The organism is Lacrimispora struthionigena (assembly GCF_048627165.1).
GTDB lineage: Bacteria > Bacillota > Clostridia > Lachnospirales > Lachnospiraceae > Lacrimispora.
In genome coordinates this window covers 1,504,300-1,522,022 of sequence record NZ_JBMBWP010000001.1, presented here as the reverse complement: position 1 = coordinate 1,522,022, position 17,723 = coordinate 1,504,300, and the positions used below count along the sequence as shown (strand labels likewise).

Below are 17,723 nucleotides of genomic sequence, written 5' to 3'. Positions count from 1 at the left end.
TTCCAGATCAGTTGTCTATATGCTCGATCATAACTCCATGAGCAATACCAGGAATAGTTTCTCCTTCGTTAAAGCTTACTGTGGACAGCAGTGCACCAGTTGGCACAAAAAGAACTCGCTTCCACGTTCCATCCTTGATTTTTGGTAATATATAAGAACAGAGCGTTGATGCTGCACAGCCACAGCCGCTTCCTCCTGCATGTGTATCCTGGGAATCAGGATCGAATATCTCAATTCCGCAGTCTGTATGGATGGCCTCCAGATCATGCCCTTTGTTTCTCATGAAGTCCAGGAGAATGGTGCGGCCAACCCGGCCAAGATCTCCTGTTATGATTTTATCATAATAATTTTCATCTACATTAAAATCGTCAAAGTTCTGCTGTATGGTATGAAATGCGGCAGGTGCCATAGCTGCTCCCATATTCATGGAATCTTTGATTCCCATATCCACCATACGGCCTGTGGTAATACCTGTAATCGCCGCTATTCCTTCTTTCCTGTGTTTGGTGAGAATAACAGCTCCGCAGCCGGTCACTGTCCAGGAAGAAGATGACGGGCGCTGACTTCCGTAGCCCAGTGGAAATCGAAACTGTTTTTCAGCTGTTGCAAAATGGCTGGATGCCATTGCCATTACTTTGTCTGCATAACCTGCAGCCACTGTCATAGAGCCAAGATTTAAGGCCTCACCCATGGTGGAGCAGGCGCCAAAAAGACCAAATAAAGGAATTTCCAAATCTACTGTACCAAATGATGTTGCAATCAGCTGCCCCAGTAAATCCCCGGCAAACAAATAACGGATGTCCTTTTTCCGGACATCTCCTTTTTCAATTGCCAGGTCTGCGGTTTGCTTTTGCAGTGCGCTTTCTGCCTTCTCCCACGTATCTGCTCCAAACATATCATCCTGCTCCACTACATCAAAAAGCTTGCCAAGGGGACCTTCCCCCTCTTTTTTTCCGACTATGGAAGCCATACTCTCAATCACCGGAGGCTCTTCAAATTTTATGCTTGCTTTTCCAACCTGCATTTTACTCACTCCATTTCTCTATCAATCTGGTCTACACTATGCCGAAGGCTTTCAGGACATAGGCGATCACTCCCAGTATCCACGAACTTAATATGCCATAAAGAATAACCGGTCCGGCAATGGTAAAAATCTTACAGCCAATTCCAAATACCTGTCCCTCTGCTTTAAATTCTACCGCTGGTGCTACCACGGAGTTTGCAAAGCCAGTTATGGGCACCAATGCTCCTGCACCTCCAAACTTGGTTATTTTAGGATAGATATTTAATCCTGTAAGAATCACGCTGGCCGCAATTAAAATCAAAGTGGTCCAGGCGGACGCAGTATCCTTTTCCACTCCCTGGTTCATAATCAGTGTGGTGCAAATCTGACCTATGGTACAGATAATTCCTCCTACCAAAAAGGCTTTGATGATATTGGGAAGTTTTTTATTTACCGGAGTTACTTCCTTTACATAAGCTTCATAGGCTTTTTTATTAACTTCCATTCGTTTCCTCCATTCTGTAATAATTGCTGTTATTGTCCAAAGCGTTCTGCAAAAAATAACAGGGATCCTGTCAATTTACCAAGGGCGATAGACAGTATGATATATTGCAGGCCAACTCCCAGATTAACTCTTCTGCTAAAAACAGGTAGTGCTTTCAATGTTTCTGCAAGAGACATTACCAGGCAGCCTACAAATATTCCCACTGACAATCCAAAGATACCTAAAAATATATTACCTCCAAATCCAATGGGTGTTTCGTAAATGTCACCGATATTTCCAATCACACCTCCAAGAATAATACATGACTCATACAGCATAATGTGTTTCTTTGTATGAGTAAATCCAATCAGGCGGGGGAACACTCCAATGATCGCCAAAAAGGCAAAAACGCCGGCTGCTATGATGCCGCCAGCGCTTAATCCGACTAAGCATAGCAACACCTCTTTAGGAAGCATCGATATCAGACTCCTTTCTCCCTTCATTCTGGATCAGGGTTTTGCTGATATTATCTTCATAAAGACGCATTTCCACCTCCAGTGGGGTCGGATCGGTATTGATCTTAATTTTTGCAAAATGATTAAAAAATCCAACAATTCCAACAGCCAGTCCAATGGAATAACTGACTTCCAGAATCGTAAAACCGCTGGATTCCTCTCTCATAATAATCTTATAAATTTCCTTGAACACCTCCGCGACACTTACATCATTATTAAATGTCATAATTGCAAAAGCTGCACCGCAGTAACAGATCACGCAGACAAAAATTGTTTTTATCCACTGCCACACCCAGTTTGGAGATTTGGGTTTGTGATAATCTATGATATAATCAACTTTACCCACGTTATTGACAGAGATAGCCGGGTCCATTTCCACCAGCTTTTTAATCACATCAAGTGTACTCTCAATATAACGCTTGTTACGATCAGAATGAATGGTTTTAATCCGCATTGCATTACACTTATTTAAAACAGCAGAATCGTCACAATAAACATCAGCTACATCTTTCAGCTGCACTTCCTTGTGGTGTACCTCTGTAATTTCACTAATGTTTAAATATACGGTCTTACTCATGAAACCATCTCCCATCTGGGAGCGGCCTCAACAAGTGTTCCCTCCTTCTGTGTACCATCGGGCATAACGGCGATCATATACCAGATTGCAGCTGCGATTGCAATTAAGCATATGACCAGTAGCGTCATGACTAGTTTATGTTTCATGGATTCCATACATGCTCACATCCTTTTCTCTGGTTTTTCAAAATTAGTATGAGCCGTATGAAATTTTTTTATTCTATAATTTTTCGCGCATCTGTTTTAAAATCTTTTTTTCCAGCCTGGAAACCTGAACCTGGGAAATGCCTAGCTTATCAGCAATCTGACTCTGGGTCTCATTGTAATAATACCGTCGTATAATAATTTCCCTGTCCTTATCCGATAAATCGGTTAGCAATTCCCGAAGCACCATTCGGTTTAACAATTCTTCCTGTGCAGAGCTTTCTTCTTCAATTTTATCAATGAGAAGCAGACTGTTTTCGTCATTTTTATTGACAGAACGATATAGCGATTCCACCTCAGCTCCAGCTTCTATAGAAGCTGCCACTTCTTCTTTACTGGCCCCGATTTCTCTTGCTATCTCTTCTACTGTAGGCTCTCTTCCAAAGCGGTAAACCAGCTCCTCCCGCACATTTTTTACCTTCATCCCCATTTCTTTAATGGACCTGCTGACTTTTATGATTCCATCATCTCTTAAAAAACGCTTAATCTCTCCGGTTATCATTGGGACTGCATAAGTGGAAAACTTGACTTCATAGGATAAATCAAATTTATCAATGGCTTTCATTAAACCAATGCTTCCAATCTGAAATAAATCCTCAGGCTCATAACCACGCCCTGTAAATCTGCGCACAATACTCCAGATCAAACCAAAATTCTCGGTCACAAGCCGGTCTCTTGCCGCTTTATCTCCATCGTGAGCCATTTGTATCAATCTCATGGTCTCATCCATAGGGCTCACCTGCTAATCTTCTTTTTCATAATCACCGCAGTTCCCTTATCTGGCTCCGACTTAACTTCCACCTGATCCATAAATGCTTCCATAAAAGAGAATCCCATACCAGACCTGACTCCGTCAGGATCCGTGGTAAACATGGGTTCCATCGCCTGTTTAATATCTGTAATCCCAATTCCTGTATCCCTGACGGAAACAGTCAGTTCCTGTCCCTCAACCGTCACTTCTATGTAGATGATTCCTCCCTTCCCCTGATATCCATGGATGACTGCGTTGGTGACTGCCTCTGAGACAGCCGTTTTCACATCTTCCACCTCCTCCAGGGTAGGATCCAGCCTGGCCATAAAAACGGCTACTGCTACTCTGGCAAATTCTTCATTTTGGGACAGGGCTTCCAATTCCATTTTCAGAATTTCTGGTTTGTTTTGTTCTGACATATGTTCCTCCTCAACCTGTGACTGCTGCTTCCTTAGAGTCATATAATTTCATTAATTTTAAAATTCCTCCCATTTTTAAAATGCGGAGAGCCTGAGATCCCGCACCGTAAATGGCTACACTTCCTCCGCTTAATGCCATCTGCTTGTAACGATTAAGCAGGATTCCGATCCCGGAGGAATCCATAAATCTTGTACTGGAAAAATCGAATATAATACGGCGGATATAATTCTCGGAAAGGATTAAATCTGTTTCATATTTTAACCCGGAACAGTTATGATGATCCAGTTCCTCCGGCAGATGAACAATTAATGTGTTGCCTTCTGCCTCATACGTAAAGTGTGGTTGATTCATATGCAATACTCCTCCATTTCTTATTGTCTGTCCGTAATACCAGAGAAGAGTGTTTTTTATACCGAAAATAATCCGGGTGAATAAAAAAAGACACCACAAAAATATGTTTCTTCTGTAGTGTCTTTTCGAATTCTGCCATTAAAAACCTCGTTCTGTTTTCGCCTTAGCAGATAACGTTTCGTCTTTGCTGTTATTTATGATATCAGAAAACAAACCATTGGCCTGATCCTTCTGATCCATTCCCTTGTAGATAACGGCAGTCTTAAACTTCGCCTGCCAGCTGTCTGGTTTTAACTCAATACATTTTGCATAATAATTAAGAGCGGACTGACTGTCCCCTGCTTCCATGGCTTTATCACCCAGACTCTCTAAAATGGGGCAGCCCTTCTGTGCCATATCCTTTTTTATCTCAACAATAATCGCCTGAACATCTGCTGAAGCAATGAGCCCAGAATTGAGATCTGCATAGATTTTCACTGCAGATGGAAAATCATCCTTTTTATATGCCTGCAAAATACCGATAACCGACTGATACTGAGCCAGAACGCTGTCAGAGTTATTGGTTAAGGACGCCAGAGAATCCTCTGCTGTCTTCTTTTCTGATTCCAGAGAATCAAGCTTTTGGGTTAAAAGATCCGCCTTTTGATTGGCCTGGCTTAATTGCTCGCTGTATTTTAACATCTCTTTGTTATGGTTATCGTTAATGGATTTGGTGTTCGCCGGCATAACCATAAAGAACACCACTGCGGCTCCCAGCAAAAGTCCTGCCAGTATGTTTAAAACCGCCTGATCCCTGGTGTTTTCCTTATAGCTTGGCGGGATAATCACATCATCATCCTGCATCTGCCTGTGGGAAACCACGTTCTTTAGTTTTCTTTTTTCCGGTTCCCGTTCTGGCTTAACCCTGGTACCGGTCTCTTTCATAATTGATTTATAATAAAGCGCTTTCGGATGATTATGATCAATCTGAAGCACCTTATTTACTGCCTTCCCCGCTTTCTGGTAATCCTCCCTGACGATGTACAGGAGTGCAAATAAAAGCTGGGCTTTTACATAATTGGGCTTGTCCTCCACTGCTTTATTAAGCTGTAGTATGGCCAGATCCTCACTTTCGCTTTTGACGTAAGCCAGCGCCTGATTATACCGGCGCACTGCCCTCCGCTCCAGATCCATGGTGCCCTTTTTCTTCTGAATCACTTCCAGATAGTAATCGGCTCGGTTATCTTCAGACTGTAAATTCTTGCTGATAACCCATTGAACCAATGCATCTCCCACCTCTCCTACCTCATAGTAGATGAGACCAAGAAGATTCCTTGCATCTGTCATATATTTATTAAAATGAAGACACTTTTTTAAACAATCGGCTGATCCGGTTAAATCTCTTAGCCTGGCCTTCTCCAGTCCCATATTATAATAGCTGTTTGCAATCACCCGGATTCTTCGTTCATAATCCATATTTTATCCGCCTATTCCTTGCTGACTTCTTTAATCAGATTCATCATAAGATCATTCATATCCGTTAAATCACTTCTTACAATGGCATCTTCAACTGCATCGACCTCCAGGCTTGGCCTGTAGTCCTTAATCTCAGAATCAAAATCAATCATGTTTAATCCTCCTTAAAACGGCTTTTATCTCACCCATTAAATAGAGTGAACCTACACAAAACAGCAGATGATCCTCATCCTGTTTATGAAGCATAGAAAGCAATGCATCCTCTGTGTTTTGAAATCCTGTTATTTCGCAATGAATCACTTCTTCAAACTCATGTAAGGCTGTCTCTGTCTTCATTCCCCTGTGGGAATCTATATGGGTCACTGCCACCTCGTCCAGTGGCAGACTGGCTGCAATCAATCGTATCATTTCGTGGTAATTCTTATCGGAAACGGCAGAAAATAAAAGATTCGCCCTCTTTTTCCTGTCTGCACACAGTTCAGACCCAGTCTTTACAAATTCTTCCATACCTCCTGGATTATGTGCCCCATCCAAAAACACGTCTGGCTGAACTTCCTCCATTCTGGCAGGCCAGCGCATTTTTAAAAAGCCTGTCCGGATCTGTTCCCTTGCTTTTTTCAGTCTCATATCTCCCAGTAGTCCGGATACTTCTACTGCCCGCAAAGCGAGAAGAGCATTCATGACCTGATATCTGGCTGGAGAAGGAATCATTACCTGATATACATCCCCTTTTACCCCTTTCATTTCTGCCTGGAAGCCGTTGTTTTCTGATCCTGTGATCTGGTAACAATGCCTGTCCGTTTCAAAATAAGGTGCGTCCTGTTCCACTGCTCTTTTTCGAATCACGTCCGAAACAATCTGGTCATTTGCGTCATACACCACTGGAATATTCTTCTTAATAATACCTGCCTTTTCAGAAGCGATCTTTTCTATTGTATCACCTAAGTATTCCGTATGATCCAGACTGACTGAGGTGATAACAGATACCAGCGGATTACGGATGACATTGGTTGTGTCAAGCCTTCCGCCTAAGCCAACTTCCAGAATCACAAGATCAACCCCGGACTTTTGAAATAAATCCATAGCCATATAAAATAAAAATTCAAAATAAGACGGATGGCAGTATCCCTGTTCTATCATCCGTTCAGAAAGAGATCTCACTGTCCAGCAGCTGTCTGTAAAAGCTGATTCCGATGCCATCTCTCCATTTACACAAAAACGTTCTCTTATATCAATCAGATGAGGGGATGTAAATGTACCCACTTTATATCCAGCACTTAAGAACACAGACTGCAAAAAAGCACATACAGAACCTTTTCCATTGGTCCCTGCAACATGAATGATTCTCATGGTTTCATCAGGCTCGCCCATCTCTTTTAAAAATGTCCTGATCACTTCCAGTGAATTCTTCTTTTTCGCCCACATCGGGATACGGCTTAAATATTCCTCTGCCGTTTCTTCAAATCTCATCCTTAAAGTACCAACTTCCTGCTTAAATTCATAGAAAACGGACTGATCCAGCTTCCTCAATTAATTATAATATAAGTCTGCCAATATGCAACCCATTTCTTTCGCAAAAAGTCCTTTATTTCTACATCTTGTCCCCCGTACATTCCCGGAAAGGGGGAAATTGCCTGAATTTAAAATAGGGAATGCCAGTTAACCGGCATCCCCTTTCTACTTATCTGATACAGCTTATGATTCTCCGCAATATGCAATGGCTTCAATTTCCACTAATGCGTCTTTCGGAAGAGCTGCCACACCAAATGCTGCTCTGGCTGGGCATTCTCCTTTAAAAAAGGTTGCATATACTTCATTCATTGCTGCAAAGTCATTGATATTCTTTAATAATACCGTTGTTTTAACCACCTGATCCATGGATAAACCACCACTCTCCAGTATGGCCTTTATATTGGTTAAAGACTGTCTTGTCTGAGATGCAATATCCTCACCTGCAAATGCACCGGTTGCCGGATCAATGGGAAGCTGACCGGACACGAACACATAATCGCCCCCGCGAACACCCTGAGAATAAGGACCAATTGCTGCTGGAGCCTTTTCTGTCGCCAAAACTTTTTTCATAATTATGTATCTCCTTTCGTTCATTACAATGATATTTCTAGATTAACACACATTCCTCAAAAGTCAAGAAAATTATTTTGGTACACTCAAAAATATTTAGTTTAAGTGGAGTTTTTACCCCTTGTCATCTGGTATTGAATACTATATAATATGACTAAGGGGATTATCACATGTGCGGAGCTTTCCCGTGCAGAACGGAGGACATATGAAAACCAACGAGGAACGATTACAAAAAATTTTAGAGCATTTGGATGGGCTTGGCTATATCTCGCCGGAAACCATTCCAAACATTGATTTATATATGGATCAGGTCACTACTTTTATGGATAAGCATTTAAGCGAAACAAAGCGTTATCCAGATGATAAGGTCTTAACCAAGACTATGATCAATAATTATGCCAAGAATAATCTTCTTCCCGCTCCTAATAAAAAGAAGTATACGAAAGAACATATTCTTCTGCTTATATTCATCTACTATTTTAAAAATTTGTTATCCTTTAATGATATTGAACAGCTTTTCAGACCAATTACCGAAAAGCACTTTAATCCTTCTGATGGCATGCCATTAGAAGCAATCTATAAGGAAGTATTTTCTCAGGAAGGTTCTGATTTAGAACGTATTAAATCCGACATAATGGAAAAGTACCAGCATTCCAGCAAGACCTTTGAAGAAAAAGGAATTGAGGGTGATGATCTGGAATACTTACGCCTCTTTTCCTGGATCTGCGAGCTGTCACTGGATGTATACGTAAAAAAGCAGGTGATCGAACAGCTTATTGACGATTTAAGAGAAGATCCTTCTTTAAAAAAGAAGAAATAACGAACAGGGGACAAGAACCGGTATGGGCTTGTCCCCTGTTTTCTATATCTCTTTCTTCTCTTCCAGACGCTTAAATACCATATCATAACCGTCATTCCCGTAATTTAAGGAACGGTTCACCCGGCTGATGGTCGCTGTGGACGCACCGGTCTTCTCTGCAATCTCCAGATAGGTTCTGCCTTCCCGCAGCATCTTAGCTACTTCATATCTCTGGGATAAGCTTAACAGCTCATTCACCGTACATACATCCTCAAAAAACGTATAGCACTCCTCCGGTGTTTTTAAGGTTAAAATTGCTTCAAACAGATGATCAACTGCATCTGTCTTAATTTTTTTATTCATATGAGATCTATCCCCTTTTTATTCCTTATGGTCTATCTGTATTTTAACATATTAACGTTATAAAATCCACCCCCTGAGGCATCAGGAAAGCATAAATTTTTCCACTACCAGAGCAATTCCGTCATCATTGTTGGAAGCAGTCACATAATCAGCTGCTTTTCTGACAGGAAGAACTGCATTTTCCATGGCAACTCCAAGCCCGGCGTACTCAATCATAGACAAATCATTGTAACCGTCACCGCAGGCAATCATCTCCTCCCGGCTCATGTTAAGATGAGTAAGAAGCCGTTCCAGACTTGCTGCTTTATCAATTCCTTTGGGAAGAATCTCTAAAAAGTAAGGTTCTGAGCGGTACACGCTGTAATCACGTCCCAGCGCAGCCTTGACCTTGGGCTCTACCATGGCAAGATAGTCTCCCTCTTCCAGCATCAGATATTTGACTACAGGAAACTGTACATAGCCTTCCATATCTTCCACTTCTCTGACTTTCAGTTTATTAATGGCAGATTCCTTGCCTACATATTCATCTTCGGCATTCCCGGTTATGATTAGATCATCTTCATAAGTTAAGATATTAACCCCGTGCTCCTTGGCCATTCGTATAATCTTCTGGTTGGAAGATACCGGCAGCTCCTTTGCAAAGATGGTTTCTCCTGATTTACAGTCTATAATACGTCCTCCGTTAAAGGATAAAATATAACCGCCTGTTTCATGAAGCTTTAATTCTTTTGCAACGGGCATGATTCCATAAGTCGGGCGGCCGGAAGCCAGCACAATCACTCCGCCCTGGCGCTGCAACTCAAAAAGTGCTTCTTTTGTTCTGGGCGTGATTTCTTTATCCCGGTTCGTCAGCGTCCCATCCAAATCAAGCACTATTATGCGATATTTCATTGTACTTCACCTGCTTTTGTAAATTTTACTATAGCAGTATAGCACAGTTTTAACCTATATACCATCTTTAAATAAGAAAATATGGAATAGTTCGTAAACTCTGCCTGTCAGCCTACATAGCATTCTATCAGGAGGATGAATGGAGGAGAATCAAATGAAGAAAGCAATTGCAATCTTTCTGGCTGTAATTGTGGTCGCCGGCTTACTAACCAGCTGCAGAACAACATCCAGAAAACAGATCAAACCCCTTTTTTCCCACGTATCCGCCCAGATCTTTATTATTTAAAATTTTTTAAGACAAGGTACTTTCCCGTATTACAACAATACAATGTAGTATTAAGATATGAAAAAGGAGGATTTTATGAGAAAAGCCTATCGTACATTTATCATGGCCGTTCTCACCGGAGCGTCTTTACTAAGCTTAACTGCCTGCGGTTCAAAGACAAAGTCATCGGACTTAACCCCGGTCAAATTAAATGAAGTTGCCCATTCCATCTTTTATGCCCCTCAGTATGCAGCCATAGAGCTGGGATACTTTGAGGATGAGGGCATTGATTTAACCTTAGTAAACGGAGCCGGCGCTGACAAGGTTATGACCGCCCTTATATCCGGTGATGCAGATATTGGTTTTATGGGCTCCGAGGCCTCAATCTATACTTATGCTAACGGCTCCCAGGATTACGCAGTTAACTTTGCACAGCTGACTCAGCGTGCAGGCAATTTCCTTGTTGGAAGAAGTGAGCAGCCTGATTTTAAGTGGGCCGACTTAAAAGGGAAGAAAGTATTGGGCGGCAGAGCCGGTGGTATGCCGGAAATGGTATTTGAATATATCCTGAAAAAGAACGGAATCAATCCTGCCACAGATCTGACAATCGATCAGAGCATTAATTTCGGACTGACGGCAGCGGCCTTTACCAGCAATGATGCAAATTATACCGTAGAATTTGAACCGTTTGCAACTGGACTGGAAAAGGAAGGCAATGGCTTCGTAGTTGCTTCTTTGGGCGTAGACTCAGGCTATATTCCGTATACCGCCTACAGTGCCAAAAAAAGCTACCTGGAAAAGAATCCGCAAACAATACAGAAATTTACCAATGCCATTCAAAAAGGCCTGGAATATGTAAATTCTCATTCCTCGGAAGAAATTGCAAAAGTAATCCAGCCCCAGTTTAAGGAAACCGATGTAAAAACCATTGCCGCCATTGTAGACCGTTATAAAGCCCAGGATACCTGGAAAAAGGATACTGTTTTTAACAAAGACAGCTTTGAGCTTTTAGAGAATATTCTGGAGGAGGCTGGTCAGTTAAAAGATCGGGTTCCTTACGAAAATCTAGTGACGACTGAGTATTCTGAGAAGGCTGCCAAATAATCAGCTCAACAACAAAGGGGACATTGCGCAGGCAATTGTCCCCTTATCATAGTGACATTATGAGGTGAAATCAATGAATGCTCCATTCACTCAGATACTGAATCCCACCAATGAAGAGCGGCAGGAAATGATCAGAAATTCATTGGAGATGGCTGGACGGCCGGAAGATTACGAAAATATTGTTCGTTTGCTGAGTCCGCCTCCGGACATTACAAATTATGCACAGCCAGGAGAACTAAAGGGTGTAAAAATCGGCGTGATCGGAGGAGGTCTTGCCGGTCTGTCTGCTGCATTTGAGCTTCGAAAGCTGGGGGCTGACATTACCATTCTTGAGGCCAATGACAGCAGAGTGGGAGGAAGAGTTTATACCTACTATTTTAATACGGAATATTATAACGAATTCGGCGCCCACAGAATCCCGGTTACCCATCAAACCACCTGGCACTATATTAATTTGTTTGGTCTCAATACCCGTCCTCTCTCTGTAAGGCAGCGCAACAATTTTTTGTATGTACATAACACCCGCTTAAGAACAACAGAATCCATCGAGCAGAATCTTTATCCCCTGTACGACTTAACTCCTCAGGAACGAAATACTCCCTGGGCAGAGCTAAATGACTACGCCTTTACGTATCCAATGATGCAGCTTTCGCCGGATATCCGCTCGGAGCTGATACAGATCTTACCCCGGTACTCTTCTGAAATTCTGCCCTTTATGAACTATTCTGTCCGGCAGACTCTGGAAAATCTGGGTCTCAGCCAAGGGGCAATCAGCCTCATCTCAGGGGTGGATCCGGGAACCGGGTCTTTGATTGATGCCAGTTACGCTGAAACTGTCCAGGAGGAGTATACCCTTGATTACCGTAATACCTATACCATAGAAGACGGGATTGTAAACCTGCCCTACGCCTTTATTCAATCCTTCTACAATGACAATTTACCCCAATATCAAAATATTCCGTCCTCTCAGCTAGGCACTGTCACTTACCAGCCCGGTCAGACGGTCACAGGTATTTACCAGCAGGAAAATAGCGATCAGATTGTTCTTGCCCATCGTAATGTGCGGGATTTGAGCAGAACTTCTGATACGTTCGATTATGTTATATGCGCAATCCCCTACTCCACTCTGCGGGAAGTGGAAATCAAACCAGGTTTCAGCAATCCAAAGATGCAGGCCATTTTAGAATATAATTATACCAATTCTCAAAAAACCTTCTTTTTATGCAGAGAACGTTTTTGGGAACAGGATACGGATTATGGTCGTATGGTAGGAGGATTTTCCCAGACAGATCTGCCGATTCAGTACATTTTCTATCCCGGAGATCATCTTCTGTGTCCGGATCCTTCTTTCTGCTCACCAAATGAACCAGGTGTACTGATTGCTTCCTATAACTATCATTTAAATTCAACAAGAGTGGGGAATATGCTAGAGCCCCTTCGGTTTGAGTATATAAAAGAAAGTGTAGAGGAGGTTCATGGACTGCCAAGAGGATACTTAGATCCCATTGTGGCAGACCATAAGACCGTGGTCTGGGATAATGAGCCTTACAACCGGGGGGCTTTTGCTGAGTCACTCCCAGGGCAGAAACCATTGTTCGCTTATGAGATGCTAAAGCCTGAATTCAATCAAAGGGTTTTCTTTGCCGGCGAGCACATATCCACAAAGCACGGCTGGATGCAGGGGGCGCTGTATACAGGAAAGGAGGCTGCCAATCAGCTGGCCTATTCTATTTACAGTCAGCCAATGTAGTATCATTAAAAAGCAAGGGGCTGCCCTAATAGAATCTTCTATTAAATGCAGCCCCTCTTTTAATGGTCAAAAAATTTATTCATTTTTCACTCTGATATCTAAAATATCCAATAAGAACATAAACATGGGAATACCTAAAAGCAGTCCCCACACTCCGATATAATGCTCACTGACTAAAAGAATAAGGAAAACCAGAAATACCGGCAATTTGGTTTTAGCCGACATCAATTTAGGATTGAGCACATAGGTCTCCAACGAATGAAGCACAAATATCATGATGATAACCTCTATAATTTTAAACGCACCTCCAATGTTAAACGCTATAATGGAAAGAGGTATAAGAGATATAATCACTCCTGCAACCGGAACCAGTCCAAGTATAAAAATCATGGCTCCTAGTCCCAGCGTCTGGGGAAATCCCATAATTGTTAATGCTACTACAGACAAGAACGAATTAATAAATGCAATGACGATTTGCAATTCAATGACTTTTCCAAAGGAATTTAAAAACTTCTTTCCGTAAAATGTAAAATATCGATAGAGAAATGACACTTTACTGTGCTCCATATGTTTAAAAAATGCTATAATCTCTTCCTTCTCCAGAAGAAAGAGAAAGCTGATCAACAGAGACAGCAGAATGTTGATGCTGAAAGTTCCTGCAGTCGTTACAAAGTCCAGCAAATGGCTTTCCGCCATACGAATGTAGTCGCTGATCTGATCTTCCGGAATGCTGCTTAACAGATTAAACCGGTCATAATTTTTTAACTGATTTAAGTCAAAGGTAGAAATCAGATTGATTACATCAATCAGCTGCTGGGTAACTTTAGGAATATAAGCAATCATGGTAATGATAAAAATAAGTAAAAATATAAGATACATTAAAATGGTAATAAGCTTCCGACTGATCTTTATATACTTATTAACCTTATCATATATAAATTTTTGAAGCTGACCAAAGATGAAAGTCACCATAAATATCAGCAAAAACTGATTAAGCATTCCTCTTAAAAAATAAAGAAAAACTGCCAAAAGAATGATACTGATTATTTTTTTCGCCAGTTCTCCGTTAATAAAATGATCCAATTTATCCATTGCCTGTGCCTTTCTGTTGTCAAATATTATTTTTGTCACTGTTAGTCATCTGACACACTATCTATGAGATTATAATATAGAAACAGGACAATGGAAATACTTAATAGAAAAAAATCCGGAAACTCCCATGCATTTTAACAAATTCATAACTATCCCTTTTCATTCTGTCATATGGTGTTATAATTGTTTTTACAGGACTATTATTATTAGTCCCTGTAATTTTATGATTGATCGGAGTGATACATATGAATATCGTATTATTAGAATCTCTTGGAATTCCTGACAGCCTGTTAAATGAATGTGCAAAACCATTGATTGATGCAGGTCACACTTTTACAGCTTTTGAAAAAAACACAGATACCAAAGTTCAGATTGAACAAGCTGAAAATGCCGATGTCATTATGATAGCCAACATGCCACTAAACGGTGAAGTCATCGATGCCTGTAAGAACTTAAAATTTATAGATGTTGCTTTTACAGGTGTGGACCATGTAGATCTGGCAGCAGCAAGAAAAAATAATATTTCCGTCAGCAATGCCGCCGGTTACTCAACTGAAGCTGTTGCTGAGCTGTCTTTATGTCTCATGCTCTCCCTGTTACGCAATGTGATGCAGACAGATGCCCGCTGCCGGGAAGGAAAGACAAAGGAAGGTCTGGTAGGCTGTGAGCTGAGAGGAAAGACCATCGGGATTATCGGTGCTGGTGCAATTGGAACAAGAACTGCAGAACTTTGCAAAGCCTTTGGCTGCCGCGTTCTTGGGTATAAACGTACAATCTCTGGGAACGAACCGGATTTCATAGAATTTGTATCTTTGGATGAACTTCTTTCCAGCTCTGATATCGTGAGTCTCCACTGCCCGTTAAATGAAGAATCCCGCCATTTAATAAACAGAGATACAATCGCTAAAATGAAACAGGGTGCTTATATTATTAACGCTGCAAGAGGTCCGGTAGTGGATTCTGAAGCCCTTGCGGAAGCTTTAAATAACGGATATCTGGCAGGTGCTGGAATCGATGTGTTTGAGAACGAGCCGCCGATTGATACTTCCCACCCACTTTTAAACTGTAAAAATACCATTGTTACTCCACACATTGCTTTTGCCTCTGCAGAATCCATGAAATTAAGAGCCCAGATCGTATTCGAAAACCTGAAGAAATGGATGGAAGGCGACCAGATTAATAAAATTTTATAATTAGGAACCAGAGAGGCATCCCACAATTTGATGCCTCTTTTCTATGATATTACTGGAAGTTTTTTACAACAAAATCCACAGAAAAGAGCGAAAAATATTTTTCTATTTGTGCAAATAATACTTGTAATTCAGAATCTTCATGCTATAATTTAGACAAGGGGATATAGCTCAGCTGGGAGAGCGATGCGTTCGCAACGCATAGGCCACGAGTTCGAGTCTCGCTATCTCCACGAAATGGAAGTATAGCTCAGCCGGGATGAGCGTTCGCCTCACACGCGAAAGGTCATGGGTTCGAGCCCCATTACTTCCATTTTTCTATAAACAGCCAAAACACCGGAATCACTTGTGTATGCAGGGGATTCCGGTGGTTTTGTTTCGTAACAATTTGCTTAATAAAGATGTATATACCCATAAATACAACACATTAGCATATAATAGAATTAATAAGATCATTTGAGGGAATTCATGATCATACATGTTGTCAAACAAGGTGAAACCATCGTTTCCATATCAGAGTATTATAAAATCCCCGTTGACCGATTAATATTGGAAAATGGAATTACAAACCCCGATAATTTAGCTGTCGGCCAAACCATCGTAATTGTACAACCGGAAACACTCTACGTTGTTCAGGCAGGCGACACTTTGGAGAGCATTGCAAAGCAGCATGGTACTACTCCAATGGAATTATTAAGAAATAATCCCTATCTTTCCGATAGAGAAATTTTGTATATCGGTGAATCCATAGTTATAAGCTATCAAACGAATAAAACAAGAACAATTGCCACTAGTGGTTATACTTTTTCATATATAGATAAATCTGTTTTAATAAAAACGCTTCCATTTCTAACATATTTGACTATATTCAATTATAGGGCTACAAGTGAAGGAGAAATTATTACTATTGCTGATGATGCTGATGTAATTCAGTTGGCTAAAACTTATGGTGTTGCGCCCATAATGTTCGTTTCTACAATTACGGAAGAAGGAACTATTATTCGTGAAGTAACTCAGAATATCTTAAATAACTCTTCTGTGCAAGATCGTCTTATTGACAATATTCTTCAAATGATAAAAACAAAGGGTTATTATGGAGTGAATATGTATATCGAAGATATTACACAGGATAACATAAATAGTATTGTAGAATACATAAAAAAGGCTTCTGCTATATTTCGTTCTGAAGGTTATAGAGTACTAATCACCACTACGCCAATTATGAATATTCAGGGGCCTATTGTCAGCTTTGAAAAGTTGGATTATTCACGATTATCTGGATATGTAGATGGAATTCTATTTGCTTCTTATGATTGGGCTAGATTTTATAGTTATCCAAGCTCAATTTACCCAGTTAATGTTTTAAGAGAACTATTAGCCTACGTAACCAGTATTATTCCACTGGAATTATTATTCTTAGGAATCACTACACTCGGTTATGATTGGACACTACCCTATGTTCCGGGTGCAACAGAAGCAACTGCTATAGCAAACAATAATGCAATACAGATTGCAGCAGATAACAATATACCAATACAATTTAACGAAGCAGCACAGTCACCTTTTTTCTATTATATGGATAGTAATGGGATTCTTCACTTAGTGTGGTTTAATGATGCGAGAAGTTTTGAGGCAAGAGCCGGGCTGGTAGCAGAATTTGATCTTCAAGGTTTATCCCTATGGACTATTATGAGATTTGATACCCAAATGTGGTTTATTATTAATACTCAATACTACATCCAGAAATTGTCCTTTTAATTACTTACGGATATCGTTTATAATTGGAGTTGTGCAAACTGTACAACTCCTTTTTCTAAATAATTCTGGCTTTACGGCAACTAATTCTTATAGATGAATCCAATACCGTTTAATCCTGTCCCCATCCACAACCACTTCCTTTTCAAAAAGCCCCCCGTTTGCCAGAATCGTCTTCTCACTTCCCACATTATTATAATCGCAGGTAACTAAGACTTTATCTAAACCATAATCTTTACAGTTTTTTAAATTCTGCCGCAACATTTCTTTCGCGTACCCTTTTCTTCTTTCATCAGGACGAACGGAGTATCCAATATGACCGCCCCAAACGCTCAAAATAGGATGGTTTATGTGATGTCTGAAATCAATAACTCCAATAATTTTATTATCGGCTGACCGGACCGCAATAAATGTATTAGATGTCACCCTGTCTTCGGGACAGGTTTCATCATTTTCCAAAAGATCAATGGTTCTAATCCATTCATCTGCCGAAGAGCACATCTTTAAATTGCCGCAGCCATCCAGGCTGTCACCGGAATCTAAAAATTCCTGACGATACTTCATGATATCGTCTGCATATTCCATTACTGGCTTTATTAATCTGATTTCATCCATTCTTTTTATCTCCTACTCAACGATTTTCTATTATATTAATATATCAGTTCTGAATAAT

Annotated in this window: 22 protein-coding genes and 2 tRNA genes; 8 read left to right on the top strand and 16 right to left on the bottom strand. The window is 40.8% G+C overall.

Features of this window, described 5'->3' with window-relative positions:
• Positions 1 to 7 precede the first annotated feature (7 nt).
• The 12 genes from spoVAD to ACOAOT_RS06815 all read right to left on the bottom strand — a co-directional run bounded on the left by spoVAD (position 8) and on the right by ACOAOT_RS06815 (position 7,841).
• The gene (gene spoVAD, locus ACOAOT_RS06870) at positions 8 to 1,024 is read right to left on the bottom strand and encodes a stage V sporulation protein AD (RefSeq protein ID WP_420216308.1); all 1,017 of its coding nucleotides are present in this window, start codon (positions 1,022 to 1,024) and stop codon (positions 8 to 10) included.
• Positions 1,025 to 1,055: 31 nt separating this feature from the next.
• Complete coding sequence (locus ACOAOT_RS06865; RefSeq protein ID WP_104439021.1) at positions 1,056 to 1,508, bottom strand: SpoVA/SpoVAEb family sporulation membrane protein; 453 nt, start codon at positions 1,506 to 1,508, stop codon at positions 1,056 to 1,058.
• A gap of 29 nt (positions 1,509 to 1,537) precedes the next feature.
• Positions 1,538 to 1,963 carry a stage V sporulation protein AB gene (locus ACOAOT_RS06860; RefSeq protein ID WP_420216307.1) on the bottom strand — a complete coding sequence of 142 codons (426 nt, stop codon included), beginning with the start codon at positions 1,961 to 1,963 and terminating at the stop codon, positions 1,538 to 1,540.
• Positions 1,953 to 2,579: a stage V sporulation protein AA gene (locus tag ACOAOT_RS06855; protein WP_420216306.1), complete on the bottom strand. Its 627-nt coding sequence runs from the start codon at positions 2,577 to 2,579 to the stop codon at positions 1,953 to 1,955. The genes ACOAOT_RS06860 and ACOAOT_RS06855 overlap by 11 nt, the downstream gene beginning before the upstream one ends.
• Positions 2,576 to 2,734 (bottom strand): hypothetical protein, encoded by a 159-nt coding sequence (locus ACOAOT_RS06850; protein WP_420216305.1) that lies wholly within the window; start codon positions 2,732 to 2,734, stop codon positions 2,576 to 2,578. The genes ACOAOT_RS06855 and ACOAOT_RS06850 overlap by 4 nt, the downstream gene beginning before the upstream one ends.
• Before the next feature lie 64 nt (positions 2,735 to 2,798).
• Positions 2,799 to 3,512: an RNA polymerase sporulation sigma factor SigF gene (gene sigF, locus ACOAOT_RS06845; RefSeq protein ID WP_277407190.1), complete on the bottom strand. Its 714-nt coding sequence runs from the start codon at positions 3,510 to 3,512 to the stop codon at positions 2,799 to 2,801.
• Positions 3,513 to 3,517: 5 nt separating this feature from the next.
• Positions 3,518 to 3,952: an anti-sigma F factor gene (gene spoIIAB / locus ACOAOT_RS06840; RefSeq protein ID WP_104439017.1), complete on the bottom strand. Its 435-nt coding sequence runs from the start codon at positions 3,950 to 3,952 to the stop codon at positions 3,518 to 3,520.
• A 10-nt stretch (positions 3,953 to 3,962) separates the two neighbouring features.
• The gene (locus tag ACOAOT_RS06835) at positions 3,963 to 4,304 is read right to left on the bottom strand and encodes an STAS domain-containing protein (protein WP_420216304.1); all 342 of its coding nucleotides are present in this window, start codon (positions 4,302 to 4,304) and stop codon (positions 3,963 to 3,965) included.
• 138 nt (positions 4,305 to 4,442) lie between these two features.
• On the bottom strand, positions 4,443 to 5,759 hold the full coding sequence (locus ACOAOT_RS06830; protein ID WP_420216303.1) for a hypothetical protein: 1,317 nt from the start codon (positions 5,757 to 5,759) through the stop codon (positions 4,443 to 4,445).
• Between the two features lie 11 nt (positions 5,760 to 5,770).
• Positions 5,771 to 5,911 (bottom strand): hypothetical protein, encoded by a 141-nt coding sequence (locus ACOAOT_RS06825; protein ID WP_170072532.1) that lies wholly within the window; start codon positions 5,909 to 5,911, stop codon positions 5,771 to 5,773.
• Positions 5,904 to 7,229 (bottom strand): bifunctional folylpolyglutamate synthase/dihydrofolate synthase, encoded by a 1,326-nt coding sequence (locus ACOAOT_RS06820; RefSeq protein ID WP_420216302.1) that lies wholly within the window; start codon positions 7,227 to 7,229, stop codon positions 5,904 to 5,906. Before ACOAOT_RS06820 ends, ACOAOT_RS06825 begins: the two co-directional genes overlap by 8 nt.
• Before the next feature lie 225 nt (positions 7,230 to 7,454).
• The gene (locus tag ACOAOT_RS06815) at positions 7,455 to 7,841 is read right to left on the bottom strand and encodes a RidA family protein (RefSeq protein ID WP_170820050.1); all 387 of its coding nucleotides are present in this window, start codon (positions 7,839 to 7,841) and stop codon (positions 7,455 to 7,457) included.
• A gap of 205 nt (positions 7,842 to 8,046) precedes the next feature.
• Here ACOAOT_RS06815 and ACOAOT_RS06810 point away from each other — a divergent pair, with 205 nt between their 5' ends.
• Positions 8,047 to 8,661, top strand: coding sequence for a DUF1836 domain-containing protein (locus tag ACOAOT_RS06810; protein ID WP_420216301.1), 615 nt, complete (start codon positions 8,047 to 8,049; stop codon positions 8,659 to 8,661).
• Between the two features lie 42 nt (positions 8,662 to 8,703).
• Here ACOAOT_RS06810 and ACOAOT_RS06805 read toward each other — a convergent pair whose 3' ends face one another.
• Both ACOAOT_RS06805 and ACOAOT_RS06800 read right to left on the bottom strand, forming a co-directional pair.
• Positions 8,704 to 9,003, bottom strand: a complete 300-nt coding sequence (locus tag ACOAOT_RS06805) for a YerC/YecD family TrpR-related protein (RefSeq protein WP_097005014.1) — start codon at positions 9,001 to 9,003, stop codon at positions 8,704 to 8,706.
• An 81-nt stretch (positions 9,004 to 9,084) separates the two neighbouring features.
• Complete coding sequence (locus tag ACOAOT_RS06800; RefSeq protein ID WP_420216300.1) at positions 9,085 to 9,894, bottom strand: Cof-type HAD-IIB family hydrolase; 810 nt, start codon at positions 9,892 to 9,894, stop codon at positions 9,085 to 9,087.
• A gap of 139 nt (positions 9,895 to 10,033) precedes the next feature.
• Here ACOAOT_RS06800 and ACOAOT_RS06795 point away from each other — a divergent pair, with 139 nt between their 5' ends.
• The 3 genes from ACOAOT_RS06795 (at position 10,034) to ACOAOT_RS06785 (ending at position 13,013) form a co-directional block, all read left to right on the top strand.
• Positions 10,034 to 10,180 (top strand): hypothetical protein, encoded by a 147-nt coding sequence (locus tag ACOAOT_RS06795; protein WP_277407186.1) that lies wholly within the window; start codon positions 10,034 to 10,036, stop codon positions 10,178 to 10,180.
• A gap of 75 nt (positions 10,181 to 10,255) precedes the next feature.
• Positions 10,256 to 11,263, top strand: a complete 1,008-nt coding sequence (locus ACOAOT_RS06790; protein ID WP_420216299.1) for an ABC transporter substrate-binding protein — start codon at positions 10,256 to 10,258, stop codon at positions 11,261 to 11,263.
• Between the two features lie 73 nt (positions 11,264 to 11,336).
• Positions 11,337 to 13,013 (top strand): flavin monoamine oxidase family protein, encoded by a 1,677-nt coding sequence (locus ACOAOT_RS06785; protein ID WP_420216298.1) that lies wholly within the window; start codon positions 11,337 to 11,339, stop codon positions 13,011 to 13,013.
• 75 nt (positions 13,014 to 13,088) lie between these two features.
• Here the strand turns inward: ACOAOT_RS06785 and ACOAOT_RS06780 are convergent, their stop codons facing one another.
• Positions 13,089 to 14,144, bottom strand: coding sequence for an AI-2E family transporter (locus ACOAOT_RS06780; protein WP_420216297.1), 1,056 nt, complete (start codon positions 14,142 to 14,144; stop codon positions 13,089 to 13,091).
• Positions 14,145 to 14,350: 206 nt separating this feature from the next.
• Here ACOAOT_RS06780 and ACOAOT_RS06775 point away from each other — a divergent pair, with 206 nt between their 5' ends.
• From ACOAOT_RS06775 to ACOAOT_RS06760, 4 genes are all read left to right on the top strand, one after another.
• Positions 14,351 to 15,298: an NAD(P)-dependent oxidoreductase gene (locus tag ACOAOT_RS06775; protein WP_420216296.1), complete on the top strand. Its 948-nt coding sequence runs from the start codon at positions 14,351 to 14,353 to the stop codon at positions 15,296 to 15,298.
• 157 nt (positions 15,299 to 15,455) lie between these two features.
• A tRNA-Ala gene (locus ACOAOT_RS06770) sits at positions 15,456 to 15,528 on the top strand.
• Between the two features lie 6 nt (positions 15,529 to 15,534).
• Positions 15,535 to 15,608 (top strand) — tRNA-Val (locus ACOAOT_RS06765).
• 155 nt (positions 15,609 to 15,763) lie between these two features.
• Positions 15,764 to 17,053 (top strand): LysM peptidoglycan-binding domain-containing protein, encoded by a 1,290-nt coding sequence (locus ACOAOT_RS06760; protein ID WP_420216295.1) that lies wholly within the window; start codon positions 15,764 to 15,766, stop codon positions 17,051 to 17,053.
• Between the two features lie 87 nt (positions 17,054 to 17,140).
• On the opposite strand, the gene ACOAOT_RS06755 is transcribed toward ACOAOT_RS06760, so the two are convergent.
• Positions 17,141 to 17,665: a GNAT family N-acetyltransferase gene (locus ACOAOT_RS06755; RefSeq protein WP_420216294.1), complete on the bottom strand. Its 525-nt coding sequence runs from the start codon at positions 17,663 to 17,665 to the stop codon at positions 17,141 to 17,143.
• Between the last annotated feature and the right edge of the window lie 58 nt (positions 17,666 to 17,723).